Origin of the sequence: Amycolatopsis sp. WAC 01375, assembly GCF_003947325.1 — a bacterium.
Lineage (GTDB): Bacteria > Actinomycetota > Actinomycetes > Mycobacteriales > Pseudonocardiaceae > Amycolatopsis.
On the sequence record NZ_QHHW01000031.1, the window covers coordinates 13,354 to 35,548 of the forward strand.

The 22,195-nt window shown below is 69.4% G+C and carries 19 protein-coding genes; 15 read left to right on the forward strand and 4 right to left on the reverse strand.

Annotation, left to right across the window (positions count from 1 at the left end):
• Positions 1-116: 116 nt before the first annotated feature.
• From DL991_RS19635 to DL991_RS19645, 3 genes are read right to left on the reverse strand one after another with little or no spacing between them, the layout of a single operon-like run.
• On the reverse strand, positions 117-1,634 hold the full coding sequence (locus tag DL991_RS19635) for a tripartite tricarboxylate transporter permease (RefSeq protein WP_125785793.1): 1,518 nt from the start codon (positions 1,632-1,634) through the stop codon (positions 117-119).
• Complete coding sequence (locus DL991_RS19640; RefSeq protein WP_125785794.1) at positions 1,634-2,131, reverse strand: tripartite tricarboxylate transporter TctB family protein; 498 nt, start codon at positions 2,129-2,131, stop codon at positions 1,634-1,636. The genes DL991_RS19635 and DL991_RS19640 overlap by 1 nt, the downstream gene beginning before the upstream one ends.
• Positions 2,128-3,096, reverse strand: coding sequence for a tripartite tricarboxylate transporter substrate binding protein (locus tag DL991_RS19645; RefSeq protein ID WP_125785826.1), 969 nt, complete (start codon positions 3,094-3,096; stop codon positions 2,128-2,130). Before DL991_RS19645 ends, DL991_RS19640 begins: the two co-directional genes overlap by 4 nt.
• A gap of 132 nt (positions 3,097-3,228) precedes the next feature.
• Here DL991_RS19645 and DL991_RS19650 point away from each other — a divergent pair, with 132 nt between their 5' ends.
• Positions 3,229-4,761 (forward strand): sensor histidine kinase, encoded by a 1,533-nt coding sequence (locus DL991_RS19650; protein ID WP_125785795.1) that lies wholly within the window; start codon positions 3,229-3,231, stop codon positions 4,759-4,761.
• Entirely contained in the window at positions 4,758-5,420 is a 663-nt protein-coding gene (locus tag DL991_RS19655) for a response regulator (protein WP_125785796.1), read from the forward strand. The genes DL991_RS19650 and DL991_RS19655 overlap by 4 nt, the downstream gene beginning before the upstream one ends.
• Positions 5,421-5,506: 86 nt before the next feature.
• Here the strand turns inward: DL991_RS19655 and DL991_RS19660 are convergent, their stop codons facing one another.
• On the reverse strand, positions 5,507-6,295 hold the full coding sequence (locus DL991_RS19660) for a dienelactone hydrolase family protein (RefSeq protein ID WP_125785797.1): 789 nt from the start codon (positions 6,293-6,295) through the stop codon (positions 5,507-5,509).
• 73 nt (positions 6,296-6,368) lie between these two features.
• Between DL991_RS19660 and DL991_RS19665 the strand changes: the two genes are divergently transcribed.
• The 13 genes from DL991_RS19665 (at position 6,369) to DL991_RS19725 (ending at position 21,843) form a co-directional block, all read left to right on the forward strand.
• Complete coding sequence (locus DL991_RS19665) at positions 6,369-7,379, forward strand: GlxA family transcriptional regulator (protein ID WP_125785798.1); 1,011 nt, start codon at positions 6,369-6,371, stop codon at positions 7,377-7,379.
• A 10-nt stretch (positions 7,380-7,389) separates the two neighbouring features.
• Positions 7,390-8,592, forward strand: a complete 1,203-nt coding sequence (locus DL991_RS19670) for an ROK family transcriptional regulator (RefSeq protein ID WP_125785799.1) — start codon at positions 7,390-7,392, stop codon at positions 8,590-8,592.
• Between the two features lie 349 nt (positions 8,593-8,941).
• Positions 8,942-10,165 carry an ROK family transcriptional regulator gene (locus tag DL991_RS19675; protein ID WP_125785800.1) on the forward strand — a complete coding sequence of 408 codons (1,224 nt, stop codon included), beginning with the start codon at positions 8,942-8,944 and terminating at the stop codon, positions 10,163-10,165.
• Positions 10,162-11,664 (forward strand): sugar ABC transporter ATP-binding protein, encoded by a 1,503-nt coding sequence (locus tag DL991_RS19680; protein ID WP_125785801.1) that lies wholly within the window; start codon positions 10,162-10,164, stop codon positions 11,662-11,664. The genes DL991_RS19675 and DL991_RS19680 overlap by 4 nt, the downstream gene beginning before the upstream one ends.
• 35 nt (positions 11,665-11,699) lie before the next feature.
• On the forward strand, positions 11,700-12,674 hold the full coding sequence (locus tag DL991_RS19685; protein ID WP_370306905.1) for an ABC transporter permease: 975 nt from the start codon (positions 11,700-11,702) through the stop codon (positions 12,672-12,674).
• Positions 12,675-12,696: 22 nt separating this feature from the next.
• Positions 12,697-13,749 (forward strand): substrate-binding domain-containing protein, encoded by a 1,053-nt coding sequence (locus DL991_RS19690; protein WP_125785803.1) that lies wholly within the window; start codon positions 12,697-12,699, stop codon positions 13,747-13,749.
• Between the two features lie 42 nt (positions 13,750-13,791).
• Complete coding sequence (locus tag DL991_RS19695; RefSeq protein ID WP_125785804.1) at positions 13,792-14,961, forward strand: Gfo/Idh/MocA family protein; 1,170 nt, start codon at positions 13,792-13,794, stop codon at positions 14,959-14,961.
• A gap of 162 nt (positions 14,962-15,123) precedes the next feature.
• Complete coding sequence (locus DL991_RS19700) at positions 15,124-16,281, forward strand: inositol-3-phosphate synthase (protein ID WP_125785805.1); 1,158 nt, start codon at positions 15,124-15,126, stop codon at positions 16,279-16,281.
• A complete protein-coding gene (locus tag DL991_RS19705; RefSeq protein WP_125785806.1) occupies positions 16,278-17,126 on the forward strand; it encodes an SCO3242 family prenyltransferase in 849 nt (282 codons plus the stop codon). The genes DL991_RS19700 and DL991_RS19705 overlap by 4 nt, the downstream gene beginning before the upstream one ends.
• Positions 17,123-18,535 carry an EboA domain-containing protein gene (locus DL991_RS19710; RefSeq protein WP_125785807.1) on the forward strand — a complete coding sequence of 471 codons (1,413 nt, stop codon included), beginning with the start codon at positions 17,123-17,125 and terminating at the stop codon, positions 18,533-18,535. The genes DL991_RS19705 and DL991_RS19710 overlap by 4 nt, the downstream gene beginning before the upstream one ends.
• Before the next feature lie 4 nt (positions 18,536-18,539).
• Positions 18,540-19,403, forward strand: coding sequence for a TatD family hydrolase (locus tag DL991_RS19715; RefSeq protein ID WP_125785808.1), 864 nt, complete (start codon positions 18,540-18,542; stop codon positions 19,401-19,403).
• A complete protein-coding gene (gene eboE / locus DL991_RS19720; RefSeq protein WP_125785809.1) occupies positions 19,400-20,473 on the forward strand; it encodes a metabolite traffic protein EboE in 1,074 nt (357 codons plus the stop codon). The genes DL991_RS19715 and eboE overlap by 4 nt, the downstream gene beginning before the upstream one ends.
• The gene (locus DL991_RS19725; RefSeq protein ID WP_125785810.1) at positions 20,470-21,843 is read left to right on the forward strand and encodes an alkaline phosphatase family protein; all 1,374 of its coding nucleotides are present in this window, start codon (positions 20,470-20,472) and stop codon (positions 21,841-21,843) included. The genes eboE and DL991_RS19725 overlap by 4 nt, the downstream gene beginning before the upstream one ends.
• The last annotated feature ends 352 nt before the right edge of the window (positions 21,844-22,195 follow it).

A 22,195-nucleotide genomic window follows, 5' to 3' on the forward strand; every position in this document is an offset into this window, starting at 1 on the left:
ACTGATCGTGTCGCCGTGGGGCGCCGGAAAGATCACTCGCGCGGACAAGTGTCCTCCTACCGGAGAGGGAAAGGCCCGGCCTCGGGGCAGTCGAGGCCGGGCCGGATTCCCACTGGTCAGGCGTCGACCTTGTCCTTGGACTCCGTCTCGGGAGCGGAGGGCCGGGAAGGCAGGAAACGCTTGATCAGCGGGAAGAACAGGATCACCAGGATGATCACGTAGACCACGATCGCGAACGGGGTGTTGAACAACCCGCTCAGGCTGCCGTCGCTCAGTTGCAGTGCGCGCCGCATCTGCTGTTCGGCGGCCGGGCCGAGGATCACGCCGATGATCGCCGGTAGCACCGGCAGGCCGTAGCGGCGCATCGCGAAGCCGATCAGGCCGATCACGAACATCACGAGCAGGTCGAAGATGTCCGCGTTGACCGCGTACGCGCCGACACTGGCGAAGAACAGGATGCCCGCGTAGAGGTACGGCCGCGGGATCCGCAGCAGCTTCGCCCACAGGGGCGCCAGCGGCAGGTTCAGCACCAGCAGCAGCGTCAGCCCGACGAACAGCGAGGCGATCAGGCCCCACACCAGCGAAGACTCCCGCTCGAACAGCAGCGGACCCGGCTGGATGCCGTACTGCTGGAACGCCGCGAGCATCACGGCCGCGACCGCGGTGGTCGGCAGGCCGAGCGTCAGCATCGAGACCAGTGTCCCGGCGGCGGAAGCCGAAGCCGTCGCTTCCGGACCGGCGACGCCTTCGATGGCGCCCTTGCCGAACTCGTCCTTGTGCTTCGAGAGCCGCTTTTCCGTGACGTAGGAAAGGAACGTCGGGATCTCCGCGCCACCGGCGGGCACCGCGCCGAACGGGAAGCCGATGAGCGGCCCGCGCAGCCACGGCTTCCACGTCCGCTTCAGATCGGCGCGCGAAAGCCAGGGCCTGCCGACCGGGATCGGTTTGAACGCGTTGCGCCGCAGGTGCGCGGCGACCCAGAGCGACTCGCCGACGGCGAACAGCGCGACCGCCACGATCACCACGTCGATCCCGTCGGCCAGATGCAGCGAGCCGAAGGTCAGCCGCTGCTGGCCGGTCATCTCGTCCAGCCCGACCAGGCCGATGGTGAGCCCGATCAGCAGCGACGCCACGCCGCGGATCCGGGAGCTGCCGAGCACCGAGGTGACCGCGATGAACGCCAGCACCATGATCGCGAACAGATCCGGCGCGCCGATGTCGACGGCGTGCTTCGCGATCATCGGGGCCAGCACGACCAGCGCGATCGTGCCGAGGATGCCGCCGATGAAATGCCCGATCGCGGCCGCCGCAAGCGCTTGCGCGCCGCGTCCCTTGCGGGCCATCGGGTTGCCGTCGATGGCCGCGACCACCGCCGCGCTCTCACCCGGCGTGTTCAGCAGGATCGACGTCGTCGAGCCGCCGAACATCCCGCCGTAGTAGATGCCGGCGAACATGATGAACGCGCCGGTGGGTTCCAGCCCGTAGGTCACCGGCAGCAGCAGCGCCACCGCCATGGCCGGGCCGATCCCCGGCAGCACGCCGATCGCGGTACCGAGCAGGACCCCGATCGCCGCCATCGCGATATGGGTCGGCGTCAGCGCGGTGCCGAAGCCGTCGATGAGTTGCTGAAGCATCAGAACACCTCCATCAACGGGCCACCGGGGAGCGGGACACCGAGCAGATTGTTGAAGATCAGGAAGGTCGCGACGGACATGCCCGCCGCGATCAGCGGGTCACGCACCAGGTTGCGGCTGCCGAGCGCGTACGCCGCGCCCCAGAACAGGATCGCGCCGGAGATCGGGAACCCGACCAGGCCGATCAGCGCCGCGTTGGCGAGGAAGGCGCCGCACAGCAAGAGGACCGTGCGCAGGTCGGCGGGCGCGGTGAGGTCGATGTCCTCGCCGCCCTCGGCCTCGCCCTTGCCGCCGCGCAGCACGTCGCGCGCCAGCAGCACGGCGACGATCAGCAGCAGCGAGCCGACCAGGATCGGCACCGCCTTCGGTCCCACGGGACCGCGCTGGGCGAAGTCGGTGGGAATGCTCAGCGCGTCGGTGAGCACCAGGACGCCGAGCACCACGAGCCCGACGCTCACCCCGAGTTCGGAGCGCTCCTTCAGCCACGTGGTCGTCATGCCAGACCCAGCTCGTTCAGCACCGTTGCCACTCGCGTGTTCTCCTCTTTGAGAAACGAACCGAACTGCTCCCCGGGTGCGAACGCCCCGGTCCATCCGTTGCGCTGCAAGGCCTCCTGCCACTGCGGCGTCTTCTGCAGCCGGTCGAACAGGCCGACCAGCTTCGCCCGGTCCGCCTCGGTGATGCCGGGCGGAGCGACGATGCCGCGCCAGTTGGTGAACTTGACGTCCACACCGGACTCCGAAAGCGTCGGCGCGTCGATGCCGGGGATCCGCTTTTCACTGGTCACCGCCAGCACCCGGAGCGTGCCCGCCTGGATCTGGTCCCGGTACTCGCCGACACCCGAGACGCCGAACGCGACCTTGCCGCCGAGGACCGACGCGAGCAGCTCGCCGCCGCCGTCGAACTGGACGTAGTTGACCGCCTTGGGTGCGAGCCCGACCGCCTTCGCCATCAGCATCGGCGCCAGATGATCCGGTCCGCCCGGCGACGAACCGCCGCCGACCTGGACCGCGCCGGGATCCTTCTTCCACGCTTCGACCAGCTGACCGATGTTCTGGTACGGCGAATCCTTGCCGACCACGACGATGTCCGACTCTTCGATCAGCTTCGCCACCGGCGTGGTGTCGAGCAGCGAAGACGGCGACTTGTTCGTGAACACGCTGCCGACGACGCCGAGCCCCATGGACATGACGAGTTTGCCGTTGCCGCGCTCGGCCACCGTGCGGCCGAGGCCGACCGTGCCGCCCGCACCGGGGAGGTTGAAGACCTCCGCGTTGCCGAGCAGGTCCGCGTCCTCCATCGCCTTGGTCGCCGTGCGCGCCGTGATGTCGTAACCGCCGCCGGGCGCGTTGGGCACGAGCACCCGCAACGACCGGATCTGCGAGCCCTCGTCGGCCTCGCCGCCCGGGGTGAGCAACGGTGGCACCAGCAAAACGGCGACGAGCGCCGCCGCGATGGCCAACCAGTTACTGGGCTTCACTGTGATCCCCGCCTCTCTGCCGCGTGGTTGGACATGTTGCACTCGTGTAAACAGAGATGTCCCGCTTGCGGGCCCAATGGTTGTTGTGTTCGTTTTGGTCACGCGGAGGTGGCGATGGGTGCTCGGGGTTCCTTGGCCCGCCAGCTCCTCGTATGGCAACTCGTAGTCGTGACCTGCCTACTGTGCGCGGTGGGCGTGCTGGCCGTCGTCCAGGCGGGGAACAACTTCCGCACGACCGAGGGACGCCGGGCGCTTTCGGTCGCGGAGAGTGTCGCCGCGCAGGGTGTCGTGGGGGACCTCGAGAACGGCCCGTTCGAACTGAACGCGCCCGCGGCGACCGCGCGAAGCTTCTCCGGGGTGGATTTCGTGGTGATCGCGGGAGCGGATCGCTACGTGCTCGCGTCACCGGATCCGGGTCAGGTGCGGACGCCGCTCGACATCGGGGAGAGCACCGTCCTCTCTGGACGGTCGTGGGTCGGCGAACTCGACGGTTCGATCGTGGCGCACGTCCCGGTGCTCGACGAAAAGGGCGGCAAAGTCGTCCGCATGGTCGCGGTGGGGTCGAAGTCGCCCGGGTTCTTCGCCGGCGTGCTCGACTCGCCGGACAACGCCCTGCGGGTGCTGGGTGTCGCGCTGGTGATCGGCGTGAGCGGTTCGCTGCTGCTGGCGCGGCGCGTGAAGAACCAGACGCTCGGCCTGGAACCGCACGAGATCACCGCCCTGGTGGAAAACCGGGAGGCGCTCCTGCACGGCATCAAGGAGGGCGTCGTCGGCCTGGACCCGCAGCACCGGATCACCCTGGCGAACGATCAGGCCCGCGAACTGCTGGCGTTGCCGGAGGACGCCGTCGGCCGGTCGGTCGAGGATCTCGATCTCAACGAACGGATCCGCGACCTGCTCACCGGCCGCGCGACCGGTGCCGACCAGATCGTGCTGCGGAAAGGGAAGGTGCTGACGCTGAACCGGATGCCGATCGACGTACGGGGAGCCGTCGTCACCTTGCGGGACCGCACCGACCTGATGACCCTGCGGGACGAACTCGACGCCAGCAGGCACGCCACCGACACGTTGCGGGCGCAGGCGCACGAGTTCAGCAACCGGCTGCATACCATTTCCGGACTGCTGGAACTCGGGGAATACGAAGAGGTCCGCGGCTATGTCAGCCGGATCAGCTCGGCTCAGGGCGAGTGGCGCGCCGAGGTCGGCTCGCGTATCGGCGACCCGGCGGTGGCCGCGCTGCTGATCGCGAAGGCGTCGCTGGCCGCGGAACGCGGGGCCGGCCTGCGCATGGCCCCCGACAGCGAACTCGACCGTGTCGAGGACGGCCTTTCCACGGATTTGGTGACAGTGCTGGGAAATCTCGTCGACAACGCGCTGGACGCGCTGGGTGGTGAGCGTGGCTGGATCGAGGTCGGCGTGTGGCAGGAGGAGGACGAAGTGCGGGTGGAGGTCCGCGATTCCGGACCGGGAGTCGCCCCGGAGATCGCGGAAGAAGTGTTCGAGCACGGCTTCACCACGAAGGCCGCCGCACACGGCCAGCGCGGTCTCGGGCTCGCGCTGATCCGGCAGGCGTGCGTCCGGCGTGGCGGTTCCGTCGAGGTGCACAACTCCGGCGGCGCGGTGTTCACGGCGAGGTTGCCGCGATGATCCGGGTCCTCGTCGTCGACGACGATTTCATGGTCGCGAAAGTCCACAGTGGATACGTCGCGCGCACGGAGGGGTTCGCCGTGGTCGGGGTCGCGCACACCGGCGCCGACGCGCTCCGCCTGGCGCGGGAGCTGAAACCGGATCTGGTGCTGCTGGACGTCTATCTCCCCGACCTCGACGGGCTTTCGGTCTTGCGGGAGTTGCGCGCCACCGAGGACGTCGACGTCATCCTGATCACCGCCGCGACGGACGTGGAGACCGTGCGGCAGGCGATGCGGGGCGGGGTCCTGCACTACCTGATCAAGCCGTTCGAGTACGCGTCGCTGCGGGATCAGCTCACCCATTTCGCGTCGCTGCACCAGCGGCTGGACCGGCTGGCCGAGGCGGGCCAGGCCGACGTCGACCAGGTCTTCGGCTCGCGGCCGAGCGCGAAACCCGTGCTGCCCAAGGGACTCACCGTCCAGACCGCGCGGCTGGTGGAGACCGCGCTCCGGGGCGCGCCGGGCGGGATGTCCGCGAGCGAATGCGCGGAGGCGACCGGCGTCGCCCGGGTGAGCGCGCGCCGGTACCTGGAGCATTTCGTGGCGACGGGGAAGGCCGAGGTGACCCTCAAGTACGGCGGGACAGGACGGCCCGAGCGCCGCTACCTCTGGTCCTGACCGCCCTGACCCCGCAATTAGTCACCTACTTGCGTGCCTGACCTGACGCAAGTAGGTGACTAATTGCGTGAATCCGGGGGTTCGGCTCAGCTGAGCTGGTCGGCGAGGAAGGCCAGGATCTCGTCCCTGGCCCGGACGGTGGGATGGCCTTCCTGGTCGACTAGGTGGGCGGTGACGACGCTGTGGGGGCAGGCCACGACGTCACGGAAGAACGGCGGCGGTTCGGGATTGGCCACCTCGTCGGGGAGTACGCGACCGTCGAACGCGTCGCCGAGAAGTGCCCGGTACGCGGCGAAGCGCTGCCCGGTGCACCACCGGTCGTTCTCGAAGCGGTAGGCGAGCACCTTCAGTCCATCGCGCTCGACACGTTCACGTATCCGGGTGGCGTCCGCGTCGCCGAGTTCCAGCCCGGCCGGGTCGTCCAGCGGCAGCGAAGGATGGTTGACGACGGGAGCGATGACGGCCGGTTCGAGGGTCATGCTGAGGGCGAAGTTGCCGGTGAAGCAGAGGCCGATCGCGCCGACGCCCGGCCCGCCGCATTCCTCGAACGCCTTCCTCGCCAGCCCGCGCAGCCAGGTCACGACGGGGCTTGTGCCGCCGCCGGCGAACGCCCGGAACTCGGCGCTGACGCAGGCGCGGCGGACGACCTTCTCCCCGTCCGCGGCGGTGGGGAAAGCGCCGTCGACACCGAAGAGCGACGGAAGGTAGACGGTGAAACCCGCGTCCCGGATCCAGCGCGCGAAGCGGACGACGTCCGGGCTGATGCCGGGCATCTCCGGCATCAGCACCACCGCCGCCCCGGATCCGGCGACGTAGACGGTTTTGCCGACGCCGTCGACTTCGACGAGCCGTTTCGAGAAGTCCGCGAGGGTCATGGCGCCATCGTGCAGTGCGCCCGCCGGCTCGGACAGGGGCGAGATCGCCATATCGTCGGGTAATCTCGCCATCATGGTGACCGCGCAGCGCGTCGGAGTGCTCGCCTATCCGGGATGTTTCGCTTCGGAGGTTTTCGGGGTTCCCGATCTCCTCACGATGGCCTCTCATGTCGCCGCGGCCGAGGATCCTTCGTACGAGGTCTCGATCCTGTCGCCGAGGCGGCGCGTGGTCGCCTCCGGCGGTGCGGTGATCACGGTGTCGCCGGTGCGGCCGGTCGATGTCCTGGTCGTCCCCGGGTTCGAGCTGTCGCCGGGGCTCGACCTCGACACGAAGCTCAGGTCGCTGCGCCCGGAAATCGAGGCCGTCAAATCCGCTTCGGAGGCGGGAGTCGCGGTGGTTTCGATCTGCGTCGGCGCGTTCCTGCTGGCCGACGCCGGCCTGCTCGACGGGCGGCGGTCGACCACCTCGTGGCTTTTCGCCGGACGGCTGGCCGATCGCCGCCCCGGCACCGAGGTCCTCCCGGACGAACTCGTGGTCACCGACAGCGGAGTGACCACGACGGGCGCGTTCAGCGCGATGTACGACTTCGCTCTCGGGCTCATCCGTGAACACCACGGCGGCCGGGTCGCTCGCGCGACCGCGCGGATCGCCCTCGTCGACGACGCGCGGTCGAGCCAGGCGCCGTATGTCGACGCGGATCTGTTGCCCGCCACCGGCAGGGAGTTCTCCCAAGGCGTCAAACGCCGGCTGGACCAGAACCTGCGCGAGCGGTACGACCTCGGACTGCTCGCCACGACGTTCCACGTCAGCGCGCGAACCCTGCTGCGGCGGTTTCGGGGCGAGACCGGCAAAACTCCGCTCGGCTACCTCCAGGAGGCGCGGGTGCGCCGGGCGAAGCATCTGCTGGAGACCACGGAGCGAACGATCGCCGGTATCGCCGCCGAGGTCGGCTACCGCGATCCCGGGACGTTCAGCGCGGTCTTCGCCCGGCTGACCGGCCACCGGCCGCGGGACTACCGCGCGATGTTCAGGCGAAGCCGAGTGTCCACAGGCATTCGGGACACGAAGTGGACAACACCGTAGGCTCGGCTGAATGAGCACGGCATCCACCACGGAGCATCCGATGGTCGAAACCCGGCACCAGACCCAGTTGCTGACCCTGCTGCGGGATGAGGGGCCGATGTCCCGGGTCGAACTGGGGGAGCGGCTGGAACTGCCGCGCGCCCGGGTGGGTGCCGAGGTCGCGCGGCTCGCCGAGGTCGGCCTCGTCGAAACCGCGGGTCCGTCGGCGAGCCGGGGCGGCAGACGGTCCACACTGGTGCGGCTGGCGGGCGACCTGCGCGTGCTCTCCGTCGACGTCGGCGCGACGTCGGTCGGGGTCGCCCTCACCGACGCATCGTGCGAGGTGCTGGTGCACACCGTCGAAGACTGCGACGTCCGGCAGGGCCCGCACGTCGTGCTCAAACGCGTCGCCGCGCTGGCGGAGAAGATCCGCGAAGAGGCGCCGGGCAAACTGATCGCCGCCGGGATCGGCCTCCCGGGGCCGGTGAGTTTCGCCGAGGGCATGGCGGTCGCGCCGCCGATAATGCCCGGCTGGGACCGGTTTTCCGTACGCGACCATCTCGGCGGGCTGCTGGGCTGCCCGGTCACCGTCGACAACGACGTGAACTCGATGGCCCTCGGGGAACGGCACGCCGGCGTCGCCCGCTCCACCGACGACCTGGTGTTCGTCAAGATCGGTACCGGTATCGGCTGCGGGATCGTGCTGGGCGGCAAGGTGTACCGCGGCGTCGCCGGCACCGCGGGCGACATCGGGCACATCCGGCTCGACGACTACGGGCCGACCTGCGCCTGCGGTGAGACAGGCTGTCTCGAGGCGTACTTCGGCGGCGCCGCGCTGGCCCGCGACGGGCTGACGCTCGCGCGCAGCGGCCGGTCGGCGTACCTCGCCGACGTCGTCGCCGACCGCGGCGCGATCACCGCCGCGGACGTCGGCCGCGCGGCGGCGTCGGGCGACTTCGGCGCGGTCAACCTGATCCGCGACGGCGGACGGCGGCTCGGGCAGGTGGTCGCCTCGCTGGTGAGTTTCGTGAACCCGGGCATGGTCGTGATCGGTGGCGGCGTGGCGCAGCTCGGGCATCAGCTGCTCGCCGAGATCCGCAGCTCGGTCTACCGGCGGTCGCTGCCGCTCGCGACCGGGAACCTGCCGATCGTGCTGTCCGAGCTGGGGGACACCGCGGGCGTCATCGGGGCCGCGTGGTCCGCTACGGACCGCGCCTTCACGCTCAGTAGCTGAGGCGCCTCACCTGCGTCTCCCCGCCCGTGCAATGAAGGGGCCTTTCATAGCAAATTTTGCAATGAAAGGCCCCTTCATTGCACGCGGGAGGCACACGCGAGGAGGGCCGCCGGGAGCGCTGAGTGACCGCTCGGCGGCACGTTAGGCACTCACCTGATTCCGATTAGTAACGTCAAGATCGTGCAGACTTTCGCTCGACAAGTACGAAAGTCTGCGCGGTTCTGGACGGCTATTCGGGTGATGGCACCCATTTCTGTCCTGTTGTCACCTTGACGAGTGACAGAAGCCACCCTACTTTCGCTGGCTAAGTAACAAAGTTTGTTACGGCCGATTCGTAAGTGAGGGCAGTGTGGCCGCGACTGAATCCGGGCAGCTCGACCCGGTCAGCCCACGCACGGCGAACCTCGCCGCGCTCCTGCGGGCGTTGCGTGCGGGGCCGCTGTCGCGTACCCAGCTCGCGGCGCGCTGCGGGCTCACCAAGGCGGCCGTCTCCGGGTTGATCACCGAGCTGTCCGATCGCGGTCTCGTCCGGTCCGCCGGACTCCAGGGCGGCGGCAACGGCAGGCCCAGCCAGCTGGTCGAGTTGAACGGCGCCAGCGCCTGCGGGCTCGCGCTCAGTGTCGAGGCCGACCGGTTCGCCGCCGTCGTCACGAACCTCGACGGCCGCGTCGTCGCCGAACGCACGGAGACCGCCGACGTCGCCGCGCTCGGGTTGCACCGGAGCATGGACGAGCTCGCTTTCCTCGCCAGGCAGGTGCTGCTCGACGACCAGCCGGTCGGCGTCACCGTCTCGGTGCCGGGACTGGTCGATTCGGCCGCCGCCGTGCTGCGGTTCGCGCCGACCCTGCGCTGGCGCGACGCCGAGATCGCCGACCTCCTCGCCGCCAGGCTCGGGCTGCGGGCCGACGCCATCGCGGTCGACAACGAGGCCAATCTCGGCGCGGTCGGCGAGGCCGTCGCCGGAGTCGGGCAAGGCGTGCGGGAGCTCTTCTACCTCAGCGGCGGGACGGGTGTCGGCGGCGGGCTCGTGTCCGGTGGCGCGCTTCTGCGCGGTGCCAGGGGTTTCGCGGGCGAGGTCGGGCACATCACCGTCGACCCGTCCGGCGAACAGTGCCAGTGCGGCCGGGTCGGCTGCCTGGAGACCAAGGCCGGGCTCAACGCCGTCCTGCGCGTCGCCGCCTCGCCCGGCGACCCGCTGCACGATCCCGCGCTCGGCGTCGACGGCCGGGTCGGGCTGCTCAAACACCGCGTGCAGCGCGGTGACCAGCGCGCCGTCGCGGCGGTCTCCGAACTCGGGGTCGCGCTCGGCATCGCGGTGTCCACTGTGGTCGATGTACTCGACCCGGACGTCGTGGTGCTCGGCGGTTACTTCGCCGCACTGGGCGAATGGCTGGTCGAGCCGGTGCGCCGCGAACTGTCCGCGCGGCCGCTCGGGCACGAGCCCGCCTGCCGTGTCGAGCCGTCGCCGCTGGGCACCACCGCCCCGCTGCGCGGCGCCGCGCATCTCGCCACCGAACGGCTTTTCGCCGACCCGACATTAGTTCCTTTCGAGACCGAGGAGGCTCCGGCATGACCCTGCTCTCCGTCCGGGGGATCGTGAAGACCTTCCCGGGGGTGCGTGCACTCGACGGCGTCGATTTCGACGTCGAATCCGGCGAGGTGCACTGTCTGCTCGGCCAGAACGGCGCGGGCAAGTCCACGCTGATCAAAACGCTCGCCGGGGCACACCGTCCCGACGGCGGCGAGATCTCCTGGCAGGGCGAGCCGGTCACGCTGGCCTCGCCGGTCGCCGCGCTGAAGATCGGCATCGCGACCATGTACCAGGAACTCGACCTGGTGCCCGGGCTTTCCGTGGCGGACAACATCTTCCTCGGCCGCGAGCGCGCGTCGTTCGGGTTCACGCGGATCAGCGAGTCCCGGAACAAGGCCGCGAAGCTGATGGCCCGGCTCGGGCATCCCGAGATCACGCCGTCGACCGAGGTCGGCAAGCTCTCCGCTGCGGGGCAGCAGCTGGTCTCGATGGCACGGGCGCTCGCGTACGACGCGAAGCTGCTGGTGATGGACGAGCCCACCGCGGCGCTGGCGGGGGAAGAGGTCGACAACCTGTTCCGCATCGTCGGCGAACTGACCGCCGAGGGTGTCGCGATCATCTACATCTCCCACCGGCTCGAAGAACTGCGGCGGATCGGGCACCGCGTCACCGTGCTCAAGGACGGCAAGACCGTCGCCACCGGCCTCGACGCCAAGGAGACCCCGACCGCCGACCTCGTCGCGCTGATGGCGGGCCGCAAGGTCGAAACCGTGTTCGGCCCGCGCCATCAGGAGCACGTGGACCCGGACAAAGAGGTCCTCAAGGTGGAGAACCTGACCACCGTCGGCGAGTTCGAGAACGTGAACTTCACCGTGCACGCCGGTGAGGTCGTCGGTATCGCGGGTCTCGTCGGCTCGGGCCGCAGCGAACTGCTGGAGACGATCTTCGGGGCGCGCAAGCAGGACGCGGGTTCGGTGTCGGTCGACGGCGAACCGGTCCGGCCGGGCAGCGTGTCCGCGGCGGTCAAGGCCGGGATCGGCCTGGCGCCGGAGGAACGCAAGAGCCAGGGGCTGCTGCTGGACCTGCCCGTGGTGCACAACGTGACCCTGGCGAGCCTGAGCAAGTACGCGACGTTCGGTTTCACCGAGCGGGGCAGGGAACTCGACGACGCCGGGGAAAGCCTGCGGCGCCTCGATCTCCGGCCCGCCGACCCGCATCGGATCATCCGCACGCTGTCCGGCGGCAACCAGCAGAAGGCGGTGCTCGCGCGCTGGCTGGTCCGCGGCTGCCGGGTCCTGCTGCTGGACGAACCGACCCGCGGGGTCGACGTCGGCGCGCGGGCGGAGCTGTACCGGCTGATCGAGGAACTGGCCGCGACCGGCGTCGCGATCGTGCTCGTCAGCAGCGAGATCCCCGAAGTACTCGGACTGTCCGACCGGGTGCTGGTGCTGCGTGAAGGACGTGTCCTGGCTGAAAAGCCGTCTGCGGAGCTGACAGAGGCGGATGTGCTCGACGTGATTCTCGAGGGGAGTGCGGCGTGACCGACCAAGCCGAATCGGTGCGTACGGGACCCGCCGTGGAACCTGTACCACCCAAGGAAAAGCGAAACTTCTCGCTTGACACCCGGCTGCTCGGGCTGGCCGGGGTACTGGTCATCCTGTGCATCGTCGGCCAGGTCACGAGGCCCGACCAGTTCTTCACCGACGGCAACATCTCGACGATCCTGCGGCTCGCCGCGGCCATCGGGGTGGTCAGCGTCGGGATGACGTTCGTGATCATCGCCGGCGGCATCGACCTCTCGGTCGGGTCGATCGTGGCGCTCTCCAGTGTCTGGCTGACCACGCTGGCCACCCAGTCCTACGGCCCGTTCGTGATGATCCTTTGTGGACTCCTGGTCGGCCTCGGCTGCGGGCTGGTCAACGGGATCCTGGTCTCCTACGGGAAGATCGTGCCGTTCATCGCGACACTGGCGATGTACGTCTCGGCCCGCGGGCTCGCGGAACGCATCAGTGGCCGCCGCACGCAGGTGGTGGCGGAAGCGGGTTTCCTCGACTTCTTCCGCGGTGACCTGCTCGGCATCCCGGTGCTGATCTGGATGTTCGCGCTGGTGTTCGTGATCGGCTGGGTGCTGCTGAACCGCACCACGTTCGGCCGCCGCACCTTCGCCGTCGGCGGCAACGCCGAGGCCTCGCGGCTGGCGGGCATCAACGTCAAGCGGCACACCGCCCTCGTCTACGGCGTCGCCGGCCTCTGCTGCGGCATCGCCGCGCTGATGGTCGTCGCTCGCACCACCGCGGGCGCCTCGACCAACGGCATGCTCTACGAACTCGACGCCATCGCGGCGGTCGTCATCGGCGGCACGCTGCTCACCGGTGGCCGCGGCTCGCTCATCGGCACCCTGATCGGCGTGCTGATCTTCACCGTGCTGTCCAACATCTTCACGCTCAACAACCTGGACACCGACATCCAGAACATCGCCAAGGGCGTGATCATCGTCCTGGCCGCGCTACTGCAGTTCCGCTCCGTCAAGAAATCCAAGACGAGTACTTGATCACCGTGGATGGAGAGTCGTCATGACCGAACAATCCCTGCACCGCCGCCGTTTCCTGCTGGGAGGCGCGGCCGTCGGAGCGGGTGCGCTGCTGACCGCGTGCACCTCGAACGAGGCACCGGCGCAGAACAACGCGGCCAACGTGGCCAACGCCGGAGCGAACTCGCAGCCCGGAACCCCGGTGACCATCGGGTTCTCGGCGCCGGCCGCGGACCACGGCTGGATGGCGGCCATCACCAAGAACGCCCGCGCGCAGGCGCAGAAGTTCAGTGAGGTCACGCTCAACGCCACCGAGGGCACCAACGACGTCAACCAGCAGATCTCCCAGGTGGAGACGCTGATCAACGCCAAGGTCAACGTGCTGGTGATCCTGCCGTTCGACGGCAAGGCGCTGACCGCGGTCGGCCAGCAGGCGATGGACGCCGGTATCCAGGTGATCAACCTGGACCGCGTCTTCGACACCCCGCTCGCGTACCGCACCTGGATCGGTGGCGACAACTACCGCATGGGCGTCAACGCCGGGAACTACATCGCACAGCAGATGAAGGCGAAGAACATCGCGAGCCCCGTCATCGGCGAGGTCGCGGGCATCGACTCGCTGCCGCTGACCCAGGAACGCAGCAAGGGTTTCAAGGACGCCTTGGCGCGTCAGGGTTTCCAGATCGGGCCGCGGGTATCGGCGCAGTTCACCCCGGAGTCCGGCGAGCAGCAGACCTCGAACCTGCTGCAGTCCGCGCCGAAGCTGGACGCCCTCTGGAACCACGACGACGACCAGGGTGTCGGCGTCATCGCGGCGATCAACAACGCCAACCGCAAGGACTTCCTGATGGTCGGCGGCGCGGGTTCGAAGAACGCGATGAACCTGATCAAGTCCGACGCCGAGCCGCTGAAGGCGACGGTGCTCTACAGCCCGTCGATGGCGTCTTCGGCGATCTCGCTCGCGCGGCTTCTCGGCCAGGGCAAGGGGGCCGGCGACTTCGCCGAGCACGAGATCCCCGCCGAGATCACCACGTACTCCGCGGTGGTCACCAAGGAGAACGTCGACAAGTACATGGACGTCGGCTTCGACTCGTAAACCCGCGTACCCGACACACGCAAGCGGAGACATAGGAGGGGCATGAGCACGGCAAAGGAAACGATCGGGATCGGCATGGTGGGCCACGCGTTCATGGGTGCGGTGCATTCGCACGCGTGGCGCAGTGTGCACCGGTTCTTCGCGCCACCGCTGATCCCGAGACTCGCCGTGCTCGGCGGCCGTGACGAGGTGCGGACGAAGGCCGCGGCGGAACGGTTCGGCTGGGAAGACGTCGAGACGGACTGGCGCGCGCTGATCGCCCGTGACGACGTCGACCTGGTCGACATCTGCACGCCGGGCGACAGTCACGCCGAGATCGCGATCGCCGCGCTCGAAGCGGGCAAGCACGTGCTGTGCGAGAAGCCGTTGGCCAACACCCTCGCCGAGGCCGAAGCGATGGCCGAGGCGGCGGCGAAGGCGCGGGCGAACGGCGTCCGGTCGATGGTGGCCTTCAACTACCGCCGGGTGCCCGCGCTCGCGCACGCCAGGAAACTGGTCGCGAGCGGGGCGCTCGGCGAGATCCGCCACGTGCGGTCGGTGTACCTGCAGGACTGGCTGGCCGACGCGCAGGCGCCGATGACCTGGCGGCTGCACAAGGACAAGGCGGGCTCGGGTGCGCTGGGCGACCTCGGCGCGCACATCGTCGACGCCGCCCAGTTCGTCACCGGCGAGACGATCACCGGGGTGTCGGCGCTGACCAACACCTTCGTCAAGGAGCGGCCGGACGGCGACGGCGGCACGGGTCAGGTGACCGTCGACGACACCGCGCTGTTCCTCGGCCGGTTCACCGGCGGCGCGGTGGCGAGTTTCGAGGCGACCCGGTTCGCGCTGGGCCGCAAGAACGCGATGCGGCTGGAGATCAACGGGTCGAAGGCGAGCCTCGCGTTCGACTTCGAGTCGATGAACGAACTGTCCTTCTTCGACGGCGGCCAGCCCGCCACCGAGGCGGGCTTCCGCCGGATCCTGGTCACCGAACCCGAGCACCCGTACGTCGGGGTCTGGTGGCCGCCGGGGCATCTCCTCGGCTACGAGCACACCTTCACCAACGAGGTCGCCGACCTGCTCACCGCGATCGGCGACGGCACGGATCCCGAACCGTCCTTCGAGGACGGGTTGAGGGTTCAGCAGGTCTTGGCCGCGGTCGAGCGGAGCGCCGCCGAAGAGGCGCGCTGGACGGCTGTGCCCGGCGTCACCACGAAGGGAAGTAGCTGAGGACATGGAGAAGACCGAGGACGAGGCGGAGTGGTAACGGCTGTAGAGATTCAGCCGAAAGTCGCATGACGGCTATCACTGCGACTTGGTTCGATCCGGAAACGTCCGACCATCCGATGGTGAACTCAGTTGGCGTTTTCGGGTTTTGGGAAAGGTGGAGAAATGCCTGCTCACGAGCGTACGGGCATCTGGTTGATCGGGGCGAGGGGGTCGGTGGCCACCACGGCCGCGGTGGGGCTCCTCGCCCTCCGCGCGGGGGTGACGGGCGGTGGCGGCTGCGTCACCGAACTGCCCGCGTTCGCCGGGGTTCCGTTGCCGGGCTGGGACGATCTGGTCCTCGGCGGGCACGACATCGCGCACACGCCGCTGGAGAAGCGGGCCGAGCAGCTGGCGCACGCCGGCGTGTTCGGGCACGCGGTGTTCTCCGCGGTCCGGTCCGGGCTGGCCGAGGTGGACGCCGAGATCCGCGACGGCTACCACCCGGCGACGCACACCGGTGCCCAGGCCGACGCGGCCGCCCGGCTCACGGCGGACATCCGAGCTTTCGCCGACCGGCACGGCCTCGCGCGGGTCGTCGTGGTCAACGTGTCCTCCACCGAGGCCCCCTGCCCCCACCTGCCCGAACACGACGACCTCGACGCGCTCGAAGCGGCCTTGGCGGACCCGGCGCGGGCAGTGCTCCCGTCGAGTTCCCTGTCGGCCTATGCGGCAATGAAGGCGGGAAGCCCGTACGTCGAGTTCACGCCGTCTGCCGGGATCACCCTGCCCGCGCTGCGGCAGCTCGCCGAGCGGGAAGGCCTGCCGTACGCGGGTTGCGACGGCAAGACCGGTGAGACGCTGCTGCGCACGGTCCTCGCGCCGATGTTCAGCGCGCGGGCGTTGAAGGTCCGTTCCTGGGCGGGCACCAACCTGCTGGGCGGCGGCGACGGCGAGACCCTGGCCGACCCGGTGACCGCGAACAGCAAGCTGGAGTCGAAGGCGCGCGGGCTCGCGGCGCTGCTCGGCGAGGACGTCACCGCGCCGCTGCACATCGACAACGTGCCCGACCTCGGCGAGATCAAGACCGCGTGGGACCACGTGTCGTTCGAGGGTTTCCTCGGCGCGCGCATGAGCCTGCAGTTCACCTGGACCGGCTACGACTCCGCGCTCGCGGCGCCGCTGATCCTCGACCTCGCGAGGCTGGTGACCGCGGCGCACGCCGGCGGCCAGAGCGGCGCGCTGACCGAACTCGGCTTCTTCTTCAAGGATCCGCTGGGCAGCGACGAACACCGCTTCGCCGAGCAGACCGCCCGCCTGATCGCCTGGGCGGGAACCCTGTGAAGGCTTACGTGGAACTCGTGCGGGCGCCCGCCGCGCTGACGGTGCTCGGCGACACGGTCGCCGGATCCGCCGCGGCGGGGCTCAAGATGACCGGGCGACGGCTGCTGCTGCCGCTGTCCTCGGTCGCCTTCTACTGGGCCGGGATGGCCCTCAACGACTGGGCGGACCGGAAGCTCGACGCCGTGGAGCGTCCCGAGCGGCCGATCCCGTCCGGGCGGGTGAGTGCCGGCGCGGCGCTCACCACCGGGGCCGCGCTGACCGCCGCCGGACTTGGCCTGGCGGCGCTCGGCGGCGGCCGCCGGGCGATGCGGGTCGCGGTCCCGCTCGCGGGCGCGGTGTGGGCCTACGACACGGTGCTCAAGCCGACCCCGGCCGGACCGGTGGCGATGGCGGCCTGTCGCACGCTCGACGTCCTGCTGGGCGCCGGTGACTCCCCGAAGAAGGCGGCCACCGCCGCGGCGGCTGTCGGCGTCCACACGCTCGGCGTCACGGCGTTGTCCACCGGGGAAGTGCACGGTGCGAAACCGGGTACGGCACGTGCCGCACTGGCCACCAGCTGTGCGGCGACAACGTTGGCATTGACCGGACCGGCACGGGGCGGCTGGCATCGCGCGGCCTCGATGGCGGCCGGTTCGGGCTACGCGGGCCTGGTCGGCCGGGCACAGGCGGACGCCGTCCGTGACCCGTCGGCGAAGTCGGTGCGCTCGGCGACGAAGTCCGGCATCCACGGCATGGTCCCGCTCCAGGCGGCGATCACGGCCAAGGGTTCGGTACTGGGGGCCGCGTTGGTCGCGGCCGCGCTGCCGATCGCCCGCAAGCTGTCGCGGAAGGTGAGCCCCACATGACGTTTTCCCTCGGATACGGCACCAACGGCTTCTCCAACCACCGGCTCGACGACGCCCTCGCGATCATCGCCGACCTCGGGTACACCGGGGTGGCGCTGACGCTGGACCACGACCACCTCGACCCGTTCGCCGACGATCTGGCGCGACAGGTCGACCACGTGGCCTCGCGGCTTTCGGCGCTCGGCCTGGACCGCGTCGTCATCGAAACCGGCGCGCGCTACCTGCTCGACCCGTGGCGCAAGCACTCGCCGACCCTGCTGTCGGACGATCCCGCACTCCGGATCGATTTCCTGGCGCGGGCTCTGCGGATCGCCGGGGACCTCGGCGCGGACTGCGTTTCGTTCTGGTCCGGAGTGTCCACTCTGGACACCGAAGTCGCCTGGTCCCGGTTGCGTGAGGGTGTCGCGGCGGTACTGGAGCACGCCGCGCGGCTGAACGTGCGGCTGGCGATGGAACCCGAACCCGGGCACCTCGTGCAGCATCTGAGCCAGGTCCTGGACCTGCGCAAGGAGCTCGGCGAGCCGGAGCTGTTCGGCGTCACGCTCGACGTCGGGCACTGCGTCGCCGTCGAGCCGGTCAACGCGGCCGAGTGCGTCCGCCTCGCCGGTCCGCTGCTGTGGAACGTGCAGCTGGACGACATGCTGCCGAGGGTCCACGAGCATCTGGAGTTCGGCGACGGGCACCTGGATCTGCCAGGCACGCTCGCCGCGCTGGCGGAGATCGGCTACACCGGGCTGGCCGCGGTCGAACTGCCCCGGCACAGCCACGCGGCGCCGGACACCGCGCGGCGGGCCTTCGCGGCGCTCACCGAGGCGATGCCGCAGACGTGGTCGGCCAAGGCGGAACGCCGGATCCGGGAGAAGCCGTCGGTGATCGGCTCGATCTTCCCTGCCGTCGGCCGTGAAGTCGGCCGTGCCGCGCTGCGGCCGGACAGCGATCCGCAGGGACTGGTCCACGGCACCGTCGACGACCGGGCACGGGTCCGGCTCGTGACGGTCTTGGCCGACGTCCTCGGCGACGCCGCGCTGGCCGCGGAACTGCGCGATCTCTACCGCTACGGCGACGACGCCGAGCGGCGCGGGGTCCTTCGGGCGCTCAACTCGCTGGAGTCGCCGGGCGCCGAAGTCACCGACGCCGGGATCAAACTGGTCGAGGACGCCTTGCGCGCCAACGACATCAGGTTGGTCGCCGCCGCCATGGGTGCCTTCGCCCGGTTCCTGGACGACCACACGTGGCGCCACGGCGTCCTCAAATGCGTCTTCGTCGGTGTGCCGCTGGCCGCCGTCGCGGATCTCACTTCCCGCGCGGACGACGAGCTTCGGAGAATGCTCGCCGACTTCGCCGACGAACGCAGGGCGGCCGGACGTGACGTACCCGCCGACGCCCTCGACCTCCTCAAGGAGAACTGAGCCAGTGCGTATCTTCGATCCCCACATCCACATGTCCTCCCGGACCACCGACGACTACGAAGCCATGTACGCGGCCGGTGTCCGCGCCCTGGTCGAGCCGGCGTTCTGGCTGGGGCAGCCGCGCACCAGCGTCGGCTCGTACACCGACTACTTCGACGCGCTCATCGGCTGGGAACGGTTCCGTGCCGCCCAGTTCGGCATCCGCCACCACTGCACGATCGCGCTGAACCCCAAGGAGGCCAACGACCCGCGCTGCCGCGAGGTGCTCGACGTGCTTCCGAGGTACCTGGCCAAGGACGGTGTGGTCGCGGTCGGCGAGGTCGGCTACGACTCGATGACCAAGGAAGAGGACGAGGTCTTCTCGCTGCAACTGGCGATGGCGCTGGAGCACGACCTCCCCGTCCTGGTGCACACCCCGCACCGCGACAAGCTGGAAGGCACCAAGCGCACCCTCGACGTCGTCCGTGAGGCCGGTGTCGCGCCGGAGCGCGTGGTCGTGGACCACCTCAACGAGGTCACCGTCAAGCTGGTCAAGGATTCCGGCGCCTGGATGGGCTTCTCCATCTACCCGGACACCAAGATGGACGAGCACCGGATGGTCGAGATCCTGCGCCAGTACGGACTGGACAACATGATCGTCAACTCGGCCGCCGACTGGGGCCGCTCCGATCCGCTGAAGACCGCCAAGACCGGACAGGCGATGCTCGACGGCGGTTTCACCGAAGCCGACGTCGACATGGTGCTCTGGCAGAACCCAGTCGACTTCTACGGGCTGAGCGGCAGGCTCACCCTCGACCCGCTGCCCGGTTTCACCGGCGAGGCCGTGACGTTCGAGGGCAACTCGGTTCTGCGAGGTGCCCGCAAATGATCTCCTACTGTACGAACGTCCATCCCGCCGAGGACGTCGACGGCATCGTCGCGCAGCTGGAGCGGTACGCGCTCCCGGTGCGCGAGCGGCTGGGCGCCGATCGCCTCGGCGTCGGACTGTGGCTTTCCGCGCCGGTCGCGCGCGGGCTCGCCGAAGACACCGGGGCACGCAAGCGTTTCCGCGCCGAACTCGATGCCCGAGGGCTTTCGGTGTACACGCTCAACGCGTTCCCGTACGGCGGCTTCCACGACGACGTCGTCAAGCACGCGGTCTACCGTCCTGAGTGGACGAATCCCGACAGGGTCGCGTACACGATCGACTGCGTGAACGTGCTCTCCGAGCTGCTCGCCGAAGACGCCACGTACGGCAGCATCTCCACCTTGCCGCTCGCGTGGCGCGAGCCGTGGTCCGAGCACGACGACCGCCGTGCGGCCGAGGCCTTCGCCGAGGTCGTCCGGGCGATCGGTGACCGGCCGATCAAGCTGGCCGTCGAACCCGAACCCGGCTGCGTGCTCGATACCGTGGCCGACGCGCTGGCCTGGCTTTCCGGCCGCGTCGACCCGGAGTACGTCGGGCTGTGCCTGGACACCTGCCACCTCGCGGTCTCGTTCGCCGATCCGGCGGAGACACTGGCCGCGATCGCGAAGTCCGATGTGGACATCGTCAAGGTGCAGGCCTCCGCCGCGTTGCGCGTCGAAGATCCCGCCGAGGCGAAGGAAGCGCTGGCGGCGTTCGCCGAACCGCGTTACCTGCACCAGGTCCGGGAGCTCGGCGCCGACGGTGTCGTGCGCAAGGCCGACGACCTGCCCGACGCGTGGACCGACCTGCCTGGTGACCGGCCGTGGCGCGTGCACTTCCACATGCCGCTGCACCAGGCCCCGGCCGCGCCGCTGTCCACCACCACGGACGTCCTGCGCACCGTCGCCGCCGGGCTGACCGGCGATCCGCATATCGAGGTCGAGACCTACACCTGGAGCGTGCTCCCGGACGCGGGCGACCTCGTCGGCGGAATCGCCGCGGAACTCGAGTGGGCACAGGCGAACCTCGTCAAGGAAGGGGTTTCCGCGTGAAGCCGCTGGTCGTCATCGACGTCGTCGGGCTGACCCCGAAGGCGTTGCGGGACATGCCGAACCTGTCCGCCGTCGCCCGCGACGGCTGGCAGGCCGAACTGGGCACGGTGCTGCCCGCCGTCACCTGCAGCGCGCAGTCGACGTTCCTCACCGGGCTCATGCCCGCGCAGCACGGGATCGTCGGCAACGGCTGGTACTTCCGCGAACTGGGCGAGATCTTCCTGTGGCGGCAGCACAACCGGCTCGTCGGCGGCGAGAAACTGTGGGAGACCGCGCGGGCGGCGCATCCCGGTTACACGTCGGCGAACGTCTGCTGGTGGTACGCGATGGGGATGAGCACCGACGTCACGGTGACCCCGCGGCCGATCTACCACGCCGACGGCCGCAAGTCGCCGGACGCCTACGTGCGGCCGCCCGAACTGCACGACCAGCTGACCGGCGCGCTGGGGGAGTTCCCGCTGTTCCAGTACTGGGGCCCGACCGCGTCGATCAAGTCGAGCAAGTGGGTGATCGGCGCTTCCCGGCAGATCCTGCGGGAGAAGCGCCCCGACCTGCTGCTGACCTACGTCCCGCATCTGGACTACGACCTGCAGCGCTTCGGACCCGACGCGCCGCAGGCCGTTTTGGCGGCCCGGGAACTGGACAACGCGCTCGCGCCGCTGCTCGACGACGCCCGCAACGCCGGGGCGACCGTGGTCGCGCTCAGCGAGTACGGGATCACGAACGTCAGCAGGCCGGTCGACATCAACCGGGCGCTGCGGCGTGAGGGCCTGCTGGAGGTCTACACCCAGGCGGGTATGGAGTACCTCGACCCGTGGGCGTCGCGCGCGTTCGCCGTCGCCGACCACCAGGTCGCACACGTCTACGTCCGCGACTCCGCCGATATCGAGCGGGTTCGCGCGATCGTCGGCGAGCTGACCGGCGTCGACGAGGTGCTCGACCGCGAGGCGCAGGGGCGTTATGGGCTGGACCACGAGCGCGCCGGCGACCTCGTCGCGGTCGCCGAGCCGGACTCGTGGTTCACCTACTACTACTGGCTCGACGACGAGCGGAAGCCCGACTTCGCGCGCGGCGTCGAGATCCACCGCAAACCGGGCTACGACCCCGCCGAGCTGTTCTTCGACCCGGAGGACAAGTTCGCCAAGGCGCGGGCCGGGCTCAACCTGGCGAAGAAGTTCGCCGGGCTCCGGTACGCGATGGACGTCGTCCCCACCGATCCGCGCTGGGTGCGCGGCTCGCACGGACGGCTGCCGGATTCCACTGAGGACGGTCCGGTGCTGTTGTGTTCGGATCCGGCCTTCCAGCCGTCCGGTCGTGTGGGTGCGACGGACGTCCATCCGTTGCTGTTGGCACTACAGGGATTGAAGTAGAGGAGGTGGCGGAGGTGGTGTGGTCGGTGCGTTTCGCGAAAGCCACTTTCGCGACGTCTGATGTCCCGAAAGTGGCTTTCGGGACAAGGCCGCCTGTTCTCGCCGGTACCGACGTTGCGAAAGCCACTTTCGCAACCTTCAACGTTGCGAAAGTGGCTTTCGCAACACCTCAGGCCGGCTCGGGGCCGGCAAGGCCCTCGGTCCAGTAGGTCGTGAGTCAGAACGACCCGAATCACTCATGACACCCCATCCCCACCGCAGAGAAAGGCTTTTCGTTCCGCATCCCCTTCCTTGATCGCCGCCGCTCATCGAAAGGATCGCTACTGCTATGTCTTTGAAACGACGACTGGGT

What these genes read in the sequence shown, in the direction of transcription:
- eboE (WP_125785809.1), top strand. Translation starts at nt 19,400, where the DNA reads ATGATCTCCTACTGTACGAACGTCCATCCCGCCGAGGACGTCGACGGC.
- DL991_RS19680 (WP_125785801.1), top strand. Translation starts at nt 10,162, where the DNA reads ATGACCCTGCTCTCCGTCCGGGGGATCGTGAAGACCTTCCCGGGGGTG.
- DL991_RS19635 (WP_125785793.1), bottom strand. Translation starts at nt 1,634, where the DNA reads ATGCTTCAGCAACTCATCGACGGCTTCGGCACCGCGCTGACGCCGACC.
- DL991_RS19655 (WP_125785796.1), top strand. Translation starts at nt 4,758, where the DNA reads ATGATCCGGGTCCTCGTCGTCGACGACGATTTCATGGTCGCGAAAGTC.
- DL991_RS19660 (WP_125785797.1), bottom strand. Translation starts at nt 6,295, where the DNA reads ATGACCCTCGCGGACTTCTCGAAACGGCTCGTCGAAGTCGACGGCGTC.
- DL991_RS19700 (WP_125785805.1), top strand. Translation starts at nt 15,124, where the DNA reads ATGCCTGCTCACGAGCGTACGGGCATCTGGTTGATCGGGGCGAGGGGG.
- DL991_RS19690 (WP_125785803.1), top strand. Translation starts at nt 12,697, where the DNA reads ATGACCGAACAATCCCTGCACCGCCGCCGTTTCCTGCTGGGAGGCGCG.
- DL991_RS19650 (WP_125785795.1), top strand. Translation starts at nt 3,229, where the DNA reads ATGGGTGCTCGGGGTTCCTTGGCCCGCCAGCTCCTCGTATGGCAACTC.
- DL991_RS19665 (WP_125785798.1), top strand. Translation starts at nt 6,369, where the DNA reads ATGGTGACCGCGCAGCGCGTCGGAGTGCTCGCCTATCCGGGATGTTTC.
- DL991_RS19695 (WP_125785804.1), top strand. Translation starts at nt 13,792, where the DNA reads ATGAGCACGGCAAAGGAAACGATCGGGATCGGCATGGTGGGCCACGCG.
- DL991_RS19670 (WP_125785799.1), top strand. Translation starts at nt 7,390, where the DNA reads ATGAGCACGGCATCCACCACGGAGCATCCGATGGTCGAAACCCGGCAC.
- DL991_RS19640 (WP_125785794.1), bottom strand. Translation starts at nt 2,131, where the DNA reads ATGACGACCACGTGGCTGAAGGAGCGCTCCGAACTCGGGGTGAGCGTC.
- DL991_RS19710 (WP_125785807.1), top strand. Translation starts at nt 17,123, where the DNA reads ATGACGTTTTCCCTCGGATACGGCACCAACGGCTTCTCCAACCACCGG.